The sequence below is a fragment of the Pseudomonas kielensis genome, from assembly GCF_014236655.1.
In the GTDB taxonomy this organism is placed as follows: domain Bacteria; phylum Pseudomonadota; class Gammaproteobacteria; order Pseudomonadales; family Pseudomonadaceae; genus Aquipseudomonas; species Aquipseudomonas kielensis.
The window spans coordinates 266263-279596 of the sequence record NZ_JACMYG010000002.1 but is presented as its reverse complement, the minus strand read 5'-3'; the positions used below and the strand labels follow the sequence as shown (position 1 = coordinate 279596).

General features: G+C 65.3%; 14 protein-coding genes, 1 pseudogene and 1 riboswitch. Of the genes and pseudogenes, 9 read left to right on the top strand and 6 right to left on the bottom strand.

Annotation, left to right across the window (positions count from 1 at the left end):
* Window positions 1–57 precede the first annotated feature (57 nt).
* A riboswitch (cobalamin riboswitch) is annotated at window positions 58–249 on the top strand.
* Between the two features lie 145 nt (window positions 250–394).
* From H7995_RS02875 to H7995_RS02855, 5 genes are all read left to right on the top strand, one after another.
* Window positions 395–1408, top strand: coding sequence for an ABC transporter substrate-binding protein (locus H7995_RS02875; RefSeq protein WP_185817947.1), 1014 nt, complete (start codon window positions 395–397; stop codon window positions 1406–1408).
* Window positions 1405–2421 (top strand): FecCD family ABC transporter permease, encoded by a 1017-nt coding sequence (locus H7995_RS02870; protein ID WP_166589581.1) that lies wholly within the window; start codon window positions 1405–1407, stop codon window positions 2419–2421. The genes H7995_RS02875 and H7995_RS02870 overlap by 4 nt, the downstream gene beginning before the upstream one ends.
* Window positions 2418–3209 carry an ABC transporter ATP-binding protein gene (locus H7995_RS02865; protein ID WP_185817946.1) on the top strand — a complete coding sequence of 264 codons (792 nt, stop codon included), beginning with the start codon at window positions 2418–2420 and terminating at the stop codon, window positions 3207–3209. Before H7995_RS02870 ends, H7995_RS02865 begins: the two co-directional genes overlap by 4 nt.
* A 91-nt stretch (window positions 3210–3300) precedes the next feature.
* The gene (locus H7995_RS02860) at window positions 3301–4098 is read left to right on the top strand and encodes an alpha/beta fold hydrolase (protein ID WP_166589579.1); all 798 of its coding nucleotides are present in this window, start codon (window positions 3301–3303) and stop codon (window positions 4096–4098) included.
* A gap of 79 nt (window positions 4099–4177) precedes the next feature.
* Entirely contained in the window at window positions 4178–4738 is a 561-nt protein-coding gene (locus tag H7995_RS02855; protein WP_166589578.1) for a hypothetical protein, read from the top strand.
* Window positions 4739–4892: 154 nt separating this feature from the next.
* On the opposite strand, the gene H7995_RS02850 is transcribed toward H7995_RS02855, so the two are convergent.
* The 6 genes and pseudogenes from H7995_RS02850 to H7995_RS02825 all read right to left on the bottom strand — a co-directional run.
* Window positions 4893–5933 (bottom strand): ABC transporter substrate-binding protein, encoded by a 1041-nt coding sequence (locus H7995_RS02850; RefSeq protein ID WP_182340407.1) that lies wholly within the window; start codon window positions 5931–5933, stop codon window positions 4893–4895.
* Window positions 5934–6006: 73 nt separating this feature from the next.
* Window positions 6007–7176 carry an acetylornithine deacetylase gene (gene argE / locus H7995_RS02845; protein WP_182340409.1) on the bottom strand — a complete coding sequence of 390 codons (1170 nt, stop codon included), beginning with the start codon at window positions 7174–7176 and terminating at the stop codon, window positions 6007–6009.
* A complete protein-coding gene (locus H7995_RS02840) occupies window positions 7169–7843 on the bottom strand; it encodes a DUF1028 domain-containing protein (protein WP_185817945.1) in 675 nt (224 codons plus the stop codon). Before H7995_RS02840 ends, argE begins: the two co-directional genes overlap by 8 nt.
* A gap of 10 nt (window positions 7844–7853) precedes the next feature.
* Window positions 7854–8264, bottom strand: coding sequence for a RidA family protein (locus tag H7995_RS02835; protein ID WP_003182257.1), 411 nt, complete (start codon window positions 8262–8264; stop codon window positions 7854–7856).
* Window positions 8264–9634, bottom strand: coding sequence for a flavin-containing monooxygenase (locus H7995_RS02830; protein WP_166589574.1), 1371 nt, complete (start codon window positions 9632–9634; stop codon window positions 8264–8266). The genes H7995_RS02835 and H7995_RS02830 overlap by 1 nt, the downstream gene beginning before the upstream one ends.
* Before the next feature lie 306 nt (window positions 9635–9940).
* Window positions 9941–10111: pseudogene (locus H7995_RS02825) on the bottom strand (PAS domain-containing protein); the annotation flags it as partial.
* 146 nt (window positions 10112–10257) lie between these two features.
* On the opposite strand from H7995_RS02825, the gene H7995_RS02820 reads away from it, so the two are divergent.
* The 4 genes from H7995_RS02820 to H7995_RS02805 are packed head-to-tail and all read left to right on the top strand — an operon-like array spanning window position 10258 to window position 13320.
* Entirely contained in the window at window positions 10258–11304 is a 1047-nt protein-coding gene (locus H7995_RS02820; protein ID WP_185817944.1) for an acyl-CoA dehydrogenase family protein, read from the top strand.
* A complete protein-coding gene (locus H7995_RS02815) occupies window positions 11301–12068 on the top strand; it encodes a PIG-L deacetylase family protein (RefSeq protein WP_166589571.1) in 768 nt (255 codons plus the stop codon). The genes H7995_RS02820 and H7995_RS02815 overlap by 4 nt, the downstream gene beginning before the upstream one ends.
* Window positions 12065–12664: a class I SAM-dependent methyltransferase gene (locus H7995_RS02810; protein WP_185817943.1), complete on the top strand. Its 600-nt coding sequence runs from the start codon at window positions 12065–12067 to the stop codon at window positions 12662–12664. The genes H7995_RS02815 and H7995_RS02810 overlap by 4 nt, the downstream gene beginning before the upstream one ends.
* The gene (locus H7995_RS02805) at window positions 12661–13320 is read left to right on the top strand and encodes a glycosyltransferase family 2 protein (RefSeq protein WP_185817942.1); all 660 of its coding nucleotides are present in this window, start codon (window positions 12661–12663) and stop codon (window positions 13318–13320) included. Before H7995_RS02810 ends, H7995_RS02805 begins: the two co-directional genes overlap by 4 nt.
* Window positions 13321–13334: the final 14 nt, after the last annotated feature.

The window sequence follows — 13334 nt, the reverse complement described above, 5'->3', positions numbered from 1 at the left end:
CGCCCCCGTTAAAATCGCTGGCAAGCCCCAGATAGGTTCGCCTCCAACCCCGCGATCGACTACCATGCCGCCGCCGGTTTCCACATGGGAATAATAGGGAATCCGTGATGCGCGCTCCGCATCAAACGGAACTGCCCCCGCAACTGTAGGTGCCGAGCCTGCTCCTGAACTGCCACTGGGATGACCCGGGAAGGCTGGAGCACGCCATGACGCACCAGTCAGGAGACCTGCCGGCAACGCAACAATCACTAACCGGCGGGGTGTCCGGGAGGGGCATCCTTGCGCGTGCGTCACTTTGGTGATCGACCCCTGCCCGGTTTCTCGGCAGCGCTCGTTGATGTGTTTCCAGGCCCGACACCCTCGCTCCGTGTACGGTTCAAATGGAGATTGCATCATGCTGCTGCCCCGCGTTGTCGCCCTCGCCACGGGTCTGGGTCTTTGTTCTGTGGCCCAGGCTGCGCCGACTCAGTACCCACTGACGCTGCAAAACTGTGGCAGCACGCAGACCTTCGCCCACGCGCCGGCTCGGGCCGTGACGATTGGCCAGGCCGGCACCGAAATGCTGTTTGCCTTGGGGCTGGGCGACAAACTGGTCGGCACCTCCCTGTGGTTCAACGATGTGTTGCCCCAGTACCAGGCTCAAAACGCCGGGATCGAACGCCTGGCCGACAACGAGCCGAGTTTCGAGTCGGTGATTGGCAAGCGCCCGGAGCTGGTCGCCGTCGAGCTGGAGTGGGTGGTTGGCCCGCAAGGGGTGGTGGCTACCCGCGAGCAGTTTGATGAGCTGAAGATTGCGACCTACCTGATGCCCTCGGACTGCGAGTCCAAGGACAATCTGGTGGGAGCCGACGGGACTCGCCTGGCGCCGTTCCGGATCGACAGCATCTATCAGAGCATCACCCAACTGGCGCAGATCTTTGATGTCCAGGAGCGTGCGCAGCAGCTCAACGCGCAGCTCCAGGCCAGCCTGGCCAAGTCCGTGGCCACGGTGCAGAACAAGGACTTGAAGGACACCAGCGCGTTGGTCTGGTTCTCCAGTGCCAGCCTGGATATCGATCCCTATGTCGCCGGTCACAAGGGCATTCCCGACTTCATGCTCAATACCCTGGGCGTGCGCAACGTGGTGGAGTCCGACGAAGAGTGGCCAAGCGTCGGCTGGGAAACCATCGCCAAGGCTAACCCGACCTTCCTGGTCATCGCGCGCATGGATCGCCGGCGTTTTCCGGCCGACGACTATCAAAAGAAACTGGAATTCCTGCGCAGCGACCCGGTGACCCGCAACATGGACGCGGTGAAACACAACCGCATCATTGTCCTCGACGCCATGGCCCTGCAGGCCAGTGTGAGGATGTTCGAGGGCCTTGAAACCCTGGCGACCGCCCTCAACAGCTACGACCTGGCGCAATGACGGCGATGCTACTGCGCACCTCCGGGGCACTGGTGACCCTGCTGATCGCACTGATTGCCGGCGTGGCGATCGGCGAAACCCATATCGACCCCACGGTGGTGTTTCAGGTCCTGGCCAACAAACTCTGGGCCGCCGGTTACGCCCTGGACCCCATCGACGAGGGCATCGTCTGGAACTACCGCCTGACCCGTGCGCTGGTGGCCGCGGCGTGCGGTGCGGGCCTGGCGACGTGCGGGGTGATCCTGCAATCGCTGCTGCGCAACCCATTGGCCGATCCCTACTTGTTGGGGATTTCCGCGGGGGCTTCGACAGGCGCGGTGCTGGTGGCGCTGCTGGGCTTGGGCGCCGGCGCGATCTCAATGTCGGTCGGGGCGTTTGCCGGGGCGGTGGTGGCCTTCGCCGTGGTGGTGTTGCTCGGCCGTGCCAGCGGTGTACCGGGTGCAACCGGGCAGATCATCCTCGCCGGGATCGCCGGGTCACAACTGTTCAACGCGCTCACGGCGTTTTTGATCACCAAGTCCGCCAGCTCCGAACAGGCGCGCGGCATCATGTTCTGGTTGCTGGGCAATCTCAGTGGCGTGCGCTGGCCATCGGTGTGGCTGGCCGTACCGGTGGCGCTGGCCGGGCTCGCGGTGTGCCTGTGGCACCGCCGCGCGCTGGATGCCTTCACCTTTGGCGCCGACTCAGCGGCCTCCCTCGGGATTGCGGTGCGTCCCGTGCAGTTGCTGTTGATCAGTTGCGCCGCATTGGTCACGGCGGTGATGGTCTCGATTGTCGGCTCCATCGGTTTTGTCGGCCTGGTGATTCCCCACGCCGCCCGGCTGTTGCTCGGGACGGGGCATGCCCGCCTGCTGCCGGCCAGCGCGCTGGGGGGCGCGGTGTTTCTGATCGCCGCCGATGTGCTGTCCCGTACGCTGATCAAGGGCCAGGTGATTCCGGTCGGCGTGGTCACGGCGCTGGTCGGGGCGCCGGTGTTCGCGCTGATCCTGGTGGGTCGGAGGCATGCCCGATGACGGCGGCGGTGTCTGTTGCCGAGCCCTGTGTGCTGAGTTGTTCCGGCCTGGGCTTTGCCGTTCGCGATGCGCAGTTGCTGCACGACGTGCACCTGGCCATTCATCGCGGCGAGACCCTGGGCCTGGTCGGCCCCAACGGTTCCGGCAAGTCCACCCTGCTCAAGCTGCTGGCCGGCGTGCGCTCGCCGAGTCAGGGCGCCATCCACCTCAACGGCCAAGGCCTCAAGACCCTGTCGCGGCGCACCATCGCGCAAACCCTGGCGGTGGTCGAACAGCAGGCGGACACCCTGGATACGATCAGCGTGTTCGAGGCAGTGGCTTTGGGCCGCACACCCTGGCTGTCGGCCTTGAGCCCCTGGTCGGCGGCGGACACGGCGATCGTCGAGCAAGCGCTGCGTGACGTCGATGCGGCTCATCTGAGCCGCCGCACCTGGCGCAGCCTCTCCGGCGGCGAGCGCCAGCGCGTGCATATCGCCCGCGCCCTGGCGCAACGCCCGCAGATCCTGTTGCTGGACGAACCGACCAATCACCTGGATATCCAGCACCAACTGGCGATCCTGAATGTGATTCACGCCTTGCCCGTGACCACGGTGATTGCCCTGCACGACCTCAACCAGGCGCTGGGCTGTGATCGTTTGGCGGTGCTGGAACGGGGGCGCCTGGTCGCCTTGGGCACACCACTTGAAGTGTTGACCCCTGAGCGCCTGCTGCACACCTTCGGGGTCCACGGGCACTACCTCACGGACCCCTTTGACGGCTCGCAGATCCTGCGCTTGCGCGCCTCCTGATTCGCTCATGGGGTGATCGACGCGGCAGAGCGGGATAGACTGCGTTCGGCTCGCTAACGCCAGACATCCCGCGTGAAAAGGAAGATCATCAATGCCGGCACCCATCAACCACGAAGATTTTTCGCTGACTACGCCCTACGGTCAGGTATTCGCACGCTGCTGGTATCCGAACAATCAACCCCAGCCACTGGCCCCGATCATCCTGTTCCACGACTCGCTCGGCTGTGTTGAGCTGTGGCGTGACTTCCCTTCCCTGCTGGCACGTGCGACCCAGCGCACTGTCGTGGCGTATGACCGCTTGGGCTTTGGTCGTTCAGATCCCCATCCCGGCGATTGGTCCAATGACTTCATCCGCCAGGAAGCCCAGCGCTATGTGCCGCTCGTGCGCGCAAGCCTGGGTATCGACCGCTTCATCGCCTTTGGTCATAGCGTCGGTGGTGCCATGGCGACCCACTGCGCCGGGTTGTTTCCCCAGCACTGCCTGGCCCTGGTGACCGAGTCGGCCCAGGCCTTTGTCGAGGAGCGCACGGTCCTGGGCGTGCAGCTTGCCAAAGAGCAGTTCCAACAACCGGGACAGATCGAGCGTCTGCGCAAGTACCACGGTGAAAAGGCCCCGTGGGTGCTCAATGCCTGGACCCAAACCTGGCTTAGCCCGACCTACGCGGGTTGGGCCATTGAGCAGACGCTGCCGGCGATCAGTTGCCCGCACCTGGTGATCCACGGTGAAGACGACGAGTTTGGTTCGACCCAACATGCCTATCGATACGCCAGCCTGACAGGCGCACGCAGCGAGCTGCTGTTGATCAGAGATTGCCAGCACGTTCCCCACCGGGAACAGCCTCAAACCGTGATCGACGCCGTCTGCCGTCAACTTTCCAACGTGAACTAACCCCCCCCTTTACCACTGACGATAAGCGCCAGGCTGGTCTACCCTTGCGCAATCCGCCATAGCAGGAGCAGGAGATGGCATGAACAATTTCCCGATCGTGGCCACGGTACTCTCGATGATTCTGGGGCTGTCCGTCACTCGCCTGTTGCTGGGGCTGGTGACCGTGTTTCGCATCCGTCGTTCGGCGAAACCGGACTGGGTCCCGCTGGTGTGGGCCGTCATGTTGTTCACGATACAGCTGGATTTCTGGTGGGCGGTCAATTCGCTGCCGGCGGTGAAGCAGACGTTTTCCTTCCTGGAGTTCCTGTTGCTGGTGCTGCTGGCGTTGTCGCTGTTTGTCGCGGCTGCCTTGTTGTTGCCCAGCCGCATTGAAGATGAAAAGAACGGCCTGCGCACCTACTTCGAAGAAGACGGCCGTTACGCGCTGCTGGCGCTGTCGGCTTATCTGGCGCTTGGGCTGCTCGTCAATGTGATGTTTTTCCAGGCATCGCCCATCGCGCTGTGGGGGGGCCTGGATGTGTTGATGATTGTGCTGCCGCTCTGCGCATTCAAAGCCAGGTCGCGCACGGCCTACTCGGCGCTGACCCTGCTCTACATTCCCATCAGCGCGATCGACACGGTGATTTCACTGACCGACTAGGCGGGTAGGTGGATGCGGATCACACCGCAGGAGCGAGCTTGCTCGCGATGGCCGTCAACGATGACGCGCCCATTCAGGATGGACGCGGCGCCCTGGAGACCATCGCGAGCAAGCTCGCTCATACATACCCACCGTGTTGCGGTGCGGGTGGGGGTTAGCGTGCGGCCCAGGCATTGAAGCGTTGTTCCAACTCCTCGCCATGGTCGACCCAGAACTCGGCGTTCACCGCGCCGGCGCCGGCCAGGTTGGCCTCGGCGGTGGGCAGTTGCGCCTGCACCGATGCGGGCAACAAGGCCAGGGTCTGCCGGTGTACCGGCCCGTAAGGGATGTTTTGCGAGAACACTTTCTGCGCCTGGGGCTGGCTGGCGAAGGTGATGAATTTCTCGGCCAGGGCCTTGTTCGGCGTGCCCTTGACCACGGCCCAGTACTCCGGGTCGTACAGGCTTTGCGGCCAGACGATGCTCAGTTTCATGCCCTCCTCCTGAGCCGAAGCGATGCGCCCGTTGTAAGCGGCGCTCATCACCACGTCGCCGGCCACCAGCCATTGCGCCGGCTGGGCGCCCGCCTCCCACCACTGGATGCTGGACTTGATCTGGTCCAGCTTGGCAAAGGCCCGGGTCACGCCCTGTGGGGTGTTGAGGACCTGATACAGCTCGTCCATTTTCACCCCGTCGGCCAGCAAGGCGATTTCCAGGGTGTACTTGGCGCTCTTGCGCAACCCGCGCTTGCCAGGAAATTCGCTGACGTTCCAGAAGTCCGCCCAGTTCTGCGGCGCCTTGGCCAACTTGCCCTGGTCAAAGGCCAGGACCATCGACCAGACATAGGTGGCGACCCCGCACTCGGTCAATGCCCCGGGGACAAATTGCCCCGGGTCGCCCAGGGCGCTCAGGTCGAGTTTCTCGAACAGGCCCTCCTCACAACCGCGCAGCAGGTCCGGGCTTTCCACTTCAACCACGTCCCAACTGGTGTGACCGGCGGCCACCATGGCCTTGATCTTCGACAGTTCGCCGTTGTACTCGCCGGCGACGATGTTGCCCGCTCCGCTGGCGTTGAACGGCTGGAAATACGCCTTGTCCTGGGCCTGCTTGGTGGCCCCGCCAAAGGAAATCACGGTAAGGCTCTGGGGCGCGGCGCACACAGCGCCGCTCAACAGGGCCAGGGCAAACGGAAGACTGCAACGCAAGGATCTGGACATGGATCTGTTCCTCGAGAATGCCGGTACGCACTGAGGCGGCGGCGGGACACACATGGGCGGCCGCAAGGCCTTGTTATTGTTCGTCGGGGGCGCTCAGCCAGGCCGCCAGCCGATCCATCAGGCGGTCACAGGCGTGCAACTGCTCGACGCTGACAAACTCGTCGGGCTTGTGTCCTTGCTCCATGCTGCCGGGACCACAGACCACGGTCGCGATACCGGCCGCATCGAATAACCCGCCTTCGGTGCCGAAGGCCACGGTGCTGAAGGCATCACTGCCACAGAGCTGGGCGATCAGGCGCGCGGCGGCGCTGTCCTGCGCAGTTGCCAGGCCCGGATAGGCCGACAGTTGTTCAAAGCGGATCGACGTCTCGGGCTTGATCGCCTGCATCGCCGGCAGCAGTGTGGTCTGGGCGTAGTGCTGCAACTCATCGACCACCGCTTGCGGGGCGAAGTCGGGCAAGGCGCGCACTTCGAAATCGAAACGGCAATCGGCCGGCACGATGTTCAGCGCCGTGCCGCCCTGGATCACCCCGACCTGCACGGTGGAGTAAGCCGGATCAAAACGTGGGTCCTGCAGTTCTGGCTCTGCCAGGGTGGCGCCGATCTCACCCAGCCGGCCGATCAGGCGCGCGGCCTGTTCGATGGCATTCACCCCAGAGGGGGCGTACGCCGAATGGCAGGCGGCACCGCGCACATGGCAACGCATCGCCAGCTTGCCCTTGTGGCCAAGCACCGGTTTGAGCTCGGTGGGCTCGCCGATCAGGCACAAGGCCGGCGCCGGGATTCGCTGGGGCAACCGTTCCAGCAGACTGCGCACGCCCAGGCAACCGACCTCCTCGTCATAGGACAGCGCCAGGTGCACCGGCCGGCGCAAGTCGCTTGCCAGGAACACCGGGACCGCCGCCAGGACGGAGGCCAGGTAGCCTTTCATGTCAGCGGTGCCGCGCCCGAACAGTTTGCCGTCGGCCTCACTCAGGCAAAACGGCTCGACCGTCCAGGCCTGGCCGTCCACCGGCACCACGTCGGTGTGCCCGGACAACACAATGCCGCCGGCCACCTGCGGGCCCATGGACGCCAGCAGGTTGGCCTTGCTGCGCTCGGCGTTGTAGATCAGTTCGCAGTCAACGCCAAGGCCCTGCAAGTAGTCGCGCACGAACTCGATCAGCGCCAGGTTGGAGTCGCGACTGACCGTGGCAAACCCCACCAGACTGGCCAACAAGGCGCGGCTACGCGGCTCACTCATCACCCGGCACTCCATAGCTGGGGGCCTGTGTCGGGTCGAGGGCGCGGATCAGGTAGTCCTGCAGTTGTGGCTGGTAGGCGCGCCACAATTTGCCCAGTTCGTCGATGGGCTGGTGTTCGGCCCAATCGACCCGCAGGTCGACGATCGGCCACGTCAGGTCGTCGACCACCGACAGCGCCGCCGAGTGCACCGTGCCGGCTTCGCCACCGGCCGCCTGGCCAGCTTGCAACGCGCTGAGCAAGCGGGCGGCAAGGCAGCCTTCGCTGTGTTCGAAGGCGCTGACCATGGCCTCGATCACCCCGGTGTTGGCTAACAGGTTGCCAGCGGCCACGCACTGTTCACCGGCCAGGGCGTTATGGGTCCCCAGGGCCTGGCTGCCGCTGAACACCGCAGTCCGGCCCTGGGCATCCACCACCGCCACCTGGCGGTACTGACTGTAGCCGTTGCGGGTCAGGGCCTGGTCCAGGGCCTGGGCCGGCGCGGCTCCGGCGGCCAGGCCGTCGAGGATCTGCGGGCCAAGGGCCGGCAGGGTAATGTTCTGGCTCGACACCGCGCCGACGCCGGCCCGCAGCCAGGGGCAACGGGCCCCGACGGCGATGCTCGAGGAGCTGATGGCGATGCCCAACTGGCCGGTCTCGGCGCAGCGTCCAACGATGGAAAAGGTCATGTTCGCTTCCTTACTCGGGGATCACGGCAATCACGTCGATTTCCATCAGCCACTGCGGCTGGCCGAGGGCGCTGACCACCAGGCCAGTGGAAATCGGGAACACCCCTTTGAGCCATTTGCCGACCTCCTGGTACACCGGCTCGCGGTAGCGCGGGTCGATCAGGTAGGTGGTGGTCTTGACGATGTGGCTCAGGTCGCTGCCGGCCTCTTCAAGCAGTTGCTTGACGTTGCGCATGGCTTGTTCGGCCTGGGCCCGGGGGTCGCCCAGGCCCACCAGTTGCCCATCGAAGTCGGTGCCGACCTGGCCCCGCACGTACACGGTATTGCCGGCGCGCACGGCCTGGCACAGGTCGTTGTCCAGCGTCTGGTTGGGGTAGGTGTCTTTGGTGTTGAACATGCGGATGCGGGTATGAGTAGGCATCAACGAACTCCCATGCAGCTGGCTGGTTGGAGCGGTGCCGCGCACGCCTGTTCGGCATCGGCCTGGCGTTGTGCGGCATCCCGGTAGGCGAAATAGGTGCGTTGTTTGACGATGTGATCGGCGACGTGTTTGGCGTCATGCCAAACCCCCCAGATGAATGCCGAGCCGCGCCGCGACTGCCACGGCAGGCCAACGAAATACACCCCCGGCTCGCTCGACACGCCGCGCTGATGCTGGGGTTTGCCGTTGTCCTTGAAGGCATTGACCTTCAACCAGCTGTAGTCGACCGTGTAACCGGTGGCCCAGATGATGGTGCCGACTCCGGCCTTGACCAGGTCCAGCTGCAGGATCGGCTGACTGACACACGCCGGATCGGGCAACAGGCTGCGGGCTTCGGGCTCCAGCGGCAGGTCGAGACCGTTGCGGGCGATGTAGGCATCCGCTGCATCCAGCAAGGCCAGGTAGTTCTCGTCGCCACGGGCGATGTTGTCGGCCAGGTTGGCGGCGAAATTCACCACTGCACCGTTGAAGGATTCGGTCAGGCCGACCAGGGTCATGCCTTGCTGGGCGAGCCGACGAAAATCGATGGTTTCACCCCCACGGGCACCGCTCACGGCAATGGTCACGTGCTCCTTGCCGGGTTGCATGGCCTCGGCATCCCACTCGCCCAGCACCCCCAACCACCAGCAGAAATCACGGTTGCGATAGGCACGTGGCGGCCGGTCGTGAGCTCCTACCGACAGGTACACCTGCTTGCCGGCGCGCTGCAGTTCATCGGCGATCTGCACCCCAGAGGATCCGGCGCCCACCACCAGCACCGCGCCCGCCGCCAGTTGCTGCGGGTTGCGATAGTCGGCCGAGTGGATCTGCTGGACGCCGCTGATGGCCGGCGCAATCGGTGGGATGACCGGGCGCTGGAACGGACCGGTGGCGACCACCACGTGCCGGGCTTCGATCAGCCCGGCACTGGTGTTGACCGTGAAGCCCGGACGATCGCTATTGCGCTCCACGCTCTGCACTTCGACCCCGGTGCGGATCGGTGCATTGAATTTTTTCGCATAGGCTTCGAAGTAGTCCGCCACCTGCTCCTTGGGGGCAAAGGCGTCCGGGTCAAGGCCTGCGAATTCCAGGCCCGGAAAGCGGTCATGCCAGGCCGGCCCATTGGCGACCAGCGAATCCCAGCGCCCTGTGCGCCACGCTTCGGCGATACGGTTGCGCTCCAGCACCAGGTGCGGCACCCCAAGTTTGCTCAAGTGCTCACTCGTGGCCACGCCGGCCTGACCGGCACCCACAACAAGCGTATCAATTTGAATTTTTTCAACGGTCATGTCTGTGCACTTCTGAAAGTTGGACGGGTTCAGATCGGTCATGGCTGGCGCCTCTGATGCGGATCATCGTGGTGCTGCGAATACGGCTGACTGTGCGCGGGTGTTGGGCGCATTCTGTGATGCGCAGGGGATTAGCGAAATGATGTTTTATGTAGTCGTGGGCAAGGAAAAAGCGTGCCCGTACGCCCCCCCGTAGCCGCTGTTGAGCAGCGCGAGGCTGCGTCAACCGCCGGGGGCCGCTACGCAACCCAACGCAGCCTTCGGCAGTTGCTACGGGAATTGGGTGGGGGTTGGGACATTGCGTCCGGACCCCGATCAACAGCGTCAGCGCAAACGATCGTGCAACCAGCCCTCGAACCGCCCCTCCTCGATGACCGTGCGCAACGCCTGTTGGGGCTTACCGTCCTGGCGATCCTGCTGGGTGTAGAACCTGGAAAAATGCGCACCGAGGATCTCGGCCTCGTCATAGCCTTTGATCCGCGCCGCAGCGGCATTCCAACTGGCGACGATAGCCTCGGGTTTGGCACGCTGCATGGGTTGTTCTGGATCTGTTGATCCTAGATGGCATCGGCACCGGGCAAAGCAGATTGAACTCCTTATATGCCGATCTCTCACAATGCTATGAAGGCGGCGGTACTCGCCATCCAGCGCAGGGAGTAGTCAGTGTGAACAGGTCGACAGCGCAGGACGGGGGGCGTTCGCTTGAGCAGATCCTCGAGGACTTTGGCCAGCGTGCCGCGCCGCTGGAGCTCGATCGCCAATTGCCCGAGGTCATGCGCCGCTGCCTGGCAGACGGCCAGGCCGACCTGCCGCTGCCCGGCCAGGGCCAGACGCTGCAACGCTGGCGCGCCCTGGCGCAGGTAGCGGGCAACGACCTGGCGCTGCTCAAGCTGTTCGAAGGCCACACCGATGCCAAGGCGATTCTTGCCGAACTGGGTGCCCTGCACTTGGACAGCCCGGGCATCTGGGGTGTATGGGCCGCCGAGCCGCCAACGGCCAGGGTGCGCATCGTCGGTCGGGAACACGGGGCGGTGCAATTGAGCGGGACCAAAGCCTGGTGCTCCGGCGCCCTGCAGATCGACCATGCGTTGCTCACCGCCTGGAACGAAGACGACCGCCCGCAACTGGTGGCGCTGGCACTGACCCAAGGCGATCTGCGAATCGACAGTGACGACTGGCAGGCCCGCGGAATGGCGACCACCGCCAGCGTCAGTGTCCACCTCGACGGCGCCCGCGCTCACTGTGTGGGGCCCAGCGGTGCGTATGTGCAGCGCCCAGGTTTCTGGCATGGCGGTGCCGGCATCGCCGCCTGCTGGTACGGCGCCGCGCGGACCCTGGCCGAGACCTTGCGCCAAGCCTGCGCCGGACCACGCAACGACCCCCACGCGCAGGCGCACCTGGGTGCCGTCGATGCCGCCCTGGCCAGCGCAGCGGCCGGGTTGCGCGAGTGCGCGGCGTGGATCGATGCCCACCCCCGGGCCGATGCCGAGTTTAACGTGCGCCGTACCCGCGCCCTGGTGGAGGCTGCAGTGGTCCAGGTGCAATGGCACGTCGGCCGGGCATTGGGCGCCACGCCCTTTTGCCGTGATCCACGGTTCGCCCGGCTGAGCGCGGACCTGCCAGTGTTTATCCGGCAGAGCCATGCCGAGCGCGACCTGGCCGAACTCGGCCGGCAATTGCACGGACGTGATCCGCAAGGCTGGTGCCTATGAGCCAGGACCCGGACCAACTGATTCAAGGTGCCGGCACCTCACTGGCCCAGTGGCAGGCATCGCGCGCCTTGCACGCCGTGCCGTCCTTGCCCCGGGAACTGATCCTGCCCATGGGCCGGCGCCTGGTGGTGGTCGCCCCGCACCCGGACGACGAGGTGCTGATGTGTGGCGGACTGTTGGCCAGCCTGGCCAGCGATTCGCCCTGCCTGCTGTTGATTTCGGTCACCGACGGTGAAGGCAGTCACCCGGGGTCCAGCCTCTGGCCCTCCGAGCGCTTGGGCGCCGAGCGGCCTCGGGAGAGTGCCCGGGCCCTGGCTTACCTGGGCCTGGATGCACAACGATTCGATTGGTTGCGCCTGGGGTTCGCCGACTCCGCGGTCGCCGACAGCGAAACACAGTTGGTGCGGCAACTCTGCGCGCAGATCCGCCCCGGCGACCAGGTGCTCACCACCTGGCGCCACGACGGTCATTGTGATCACGAAGCCGTTGGCCGCGCCTGTGCCAGTGCCTGCCGCGCGCGCCAGGCCCATCTGCTGGAGGTGCCCGTGTGGGCCTGGCACTGGGCTGAACCGGAGGATCGCCGCCTGCCGTGGTTGCGGGCACGCAAACTGCTGGTGGCGCCGCGTTTCCTGGTGCGCAAGCGCCGGGCGATTGCTGCGCACCAGAGCCAACTGTTGGCCGACCCGAGCACCGGTCAGCCGGCCATTCTCCCCCCGGCAGCGCTGGAGCGCCTGCTGCAACCTTTTGAACTGGTGTTTCTATGAGCCTGTCCGCGCCCTACTTCGAACAACTGTTCAGTGCCAATCCGGACCCTTGGGCGTTCCGCAGCCGCTGGTACGAAAAACGCAAACGGGCACTGACCCTCGCCCTGTTGCCCCGCCAACGCTACGGGCGAATCTTCGAGCCGGCCTGCGCCAATGGCGAGCTGAGCCTGGGCCTGGCCGAGCGCGGCGAGCACTTGCTGTGCATGGACCTGAGCCCCACCGCCGTGGCCCTGGCCACTGAGCGCCTGGCCGGGTATCCCACAGTGCAGGTGGTGCAAGGCTGCTTGCCTGAAGAGTGGCCCGAAGGCCTGTTCGACCTGATTGTGCTCAGTGAACTGGGCTATTACCTGGACAGTGACGACTGGCGTCAGGTGATCGACCAGGCCCGCGCGAGCCTCAGTCCCCAAGGGGCGATCCTGGCCTGCCACTGGCTGCGGCCGATAGCGGACTGCCCGCAAACCGGGGCGCAGGTCCACGGCATGCTCGAGGCCCATCTGCACCTGCCGCGTGCCGTGCACCACCAGGAACCCGACTTCATCCTCGAGCTCTGGTGCCGAGGCCCCTACCGTCCTGATCTCGAAGAACAAGCCCTATGATCGGCGTCGTCGTCCCGGCTCACAATGAACAGGCCCTGCTCAAACGCTGCCTCGACGCACTGGCCTGCGCCGCCCACGCCGTCGAACGCGGTGGAGAGTCGGTGGCGATCCTGGTGGTGCTGGATGCCTGCACCGACCGCTCGTTAGCCATCGCCCAGGCCTGTGGCGTGCAGACCCTGGTCATCAACGACGCTAACGTCGGGTGCGCCCGCCGGGCCGGTGCAGCCTACATGCTGGACCGGGGCGCGCGCTGGCTGGCCTGCACCGATGCCGACAGCCGGGTGCCCCGCAACTGGCTGCGTCAGCAGTTGGCATTCCAGGCCGATGCGGTGTGTGGCACGGTCAGCGTCGATGATTGGCACCCCGACCATTGCCCGGCGGCGCGCCAGCGCTATCAGGCGCTGTATCAATCCCGGGAAGGCCATCGGCATGTGCACGGCGCCAACCTGGGGGTGTGCGCGGAAGCCTACCGGCGCGTGGGCGGCTTCCGCCCCCTGCCGGCCCATGAGGACGTGTGCCTGGTGAAGGATTTGCAACGCAGCGGTGCCAGCATTGTCTGGACTGCCCTCAACGGAGTGCGCACCAGCAGCCGCGTGGACTGCCGTGCGCGAGGCGGGTTCGGTGACTATCTCAAGTCGCTGGCGGGTGGGGGCTGAGCCGGGCCCAGTGA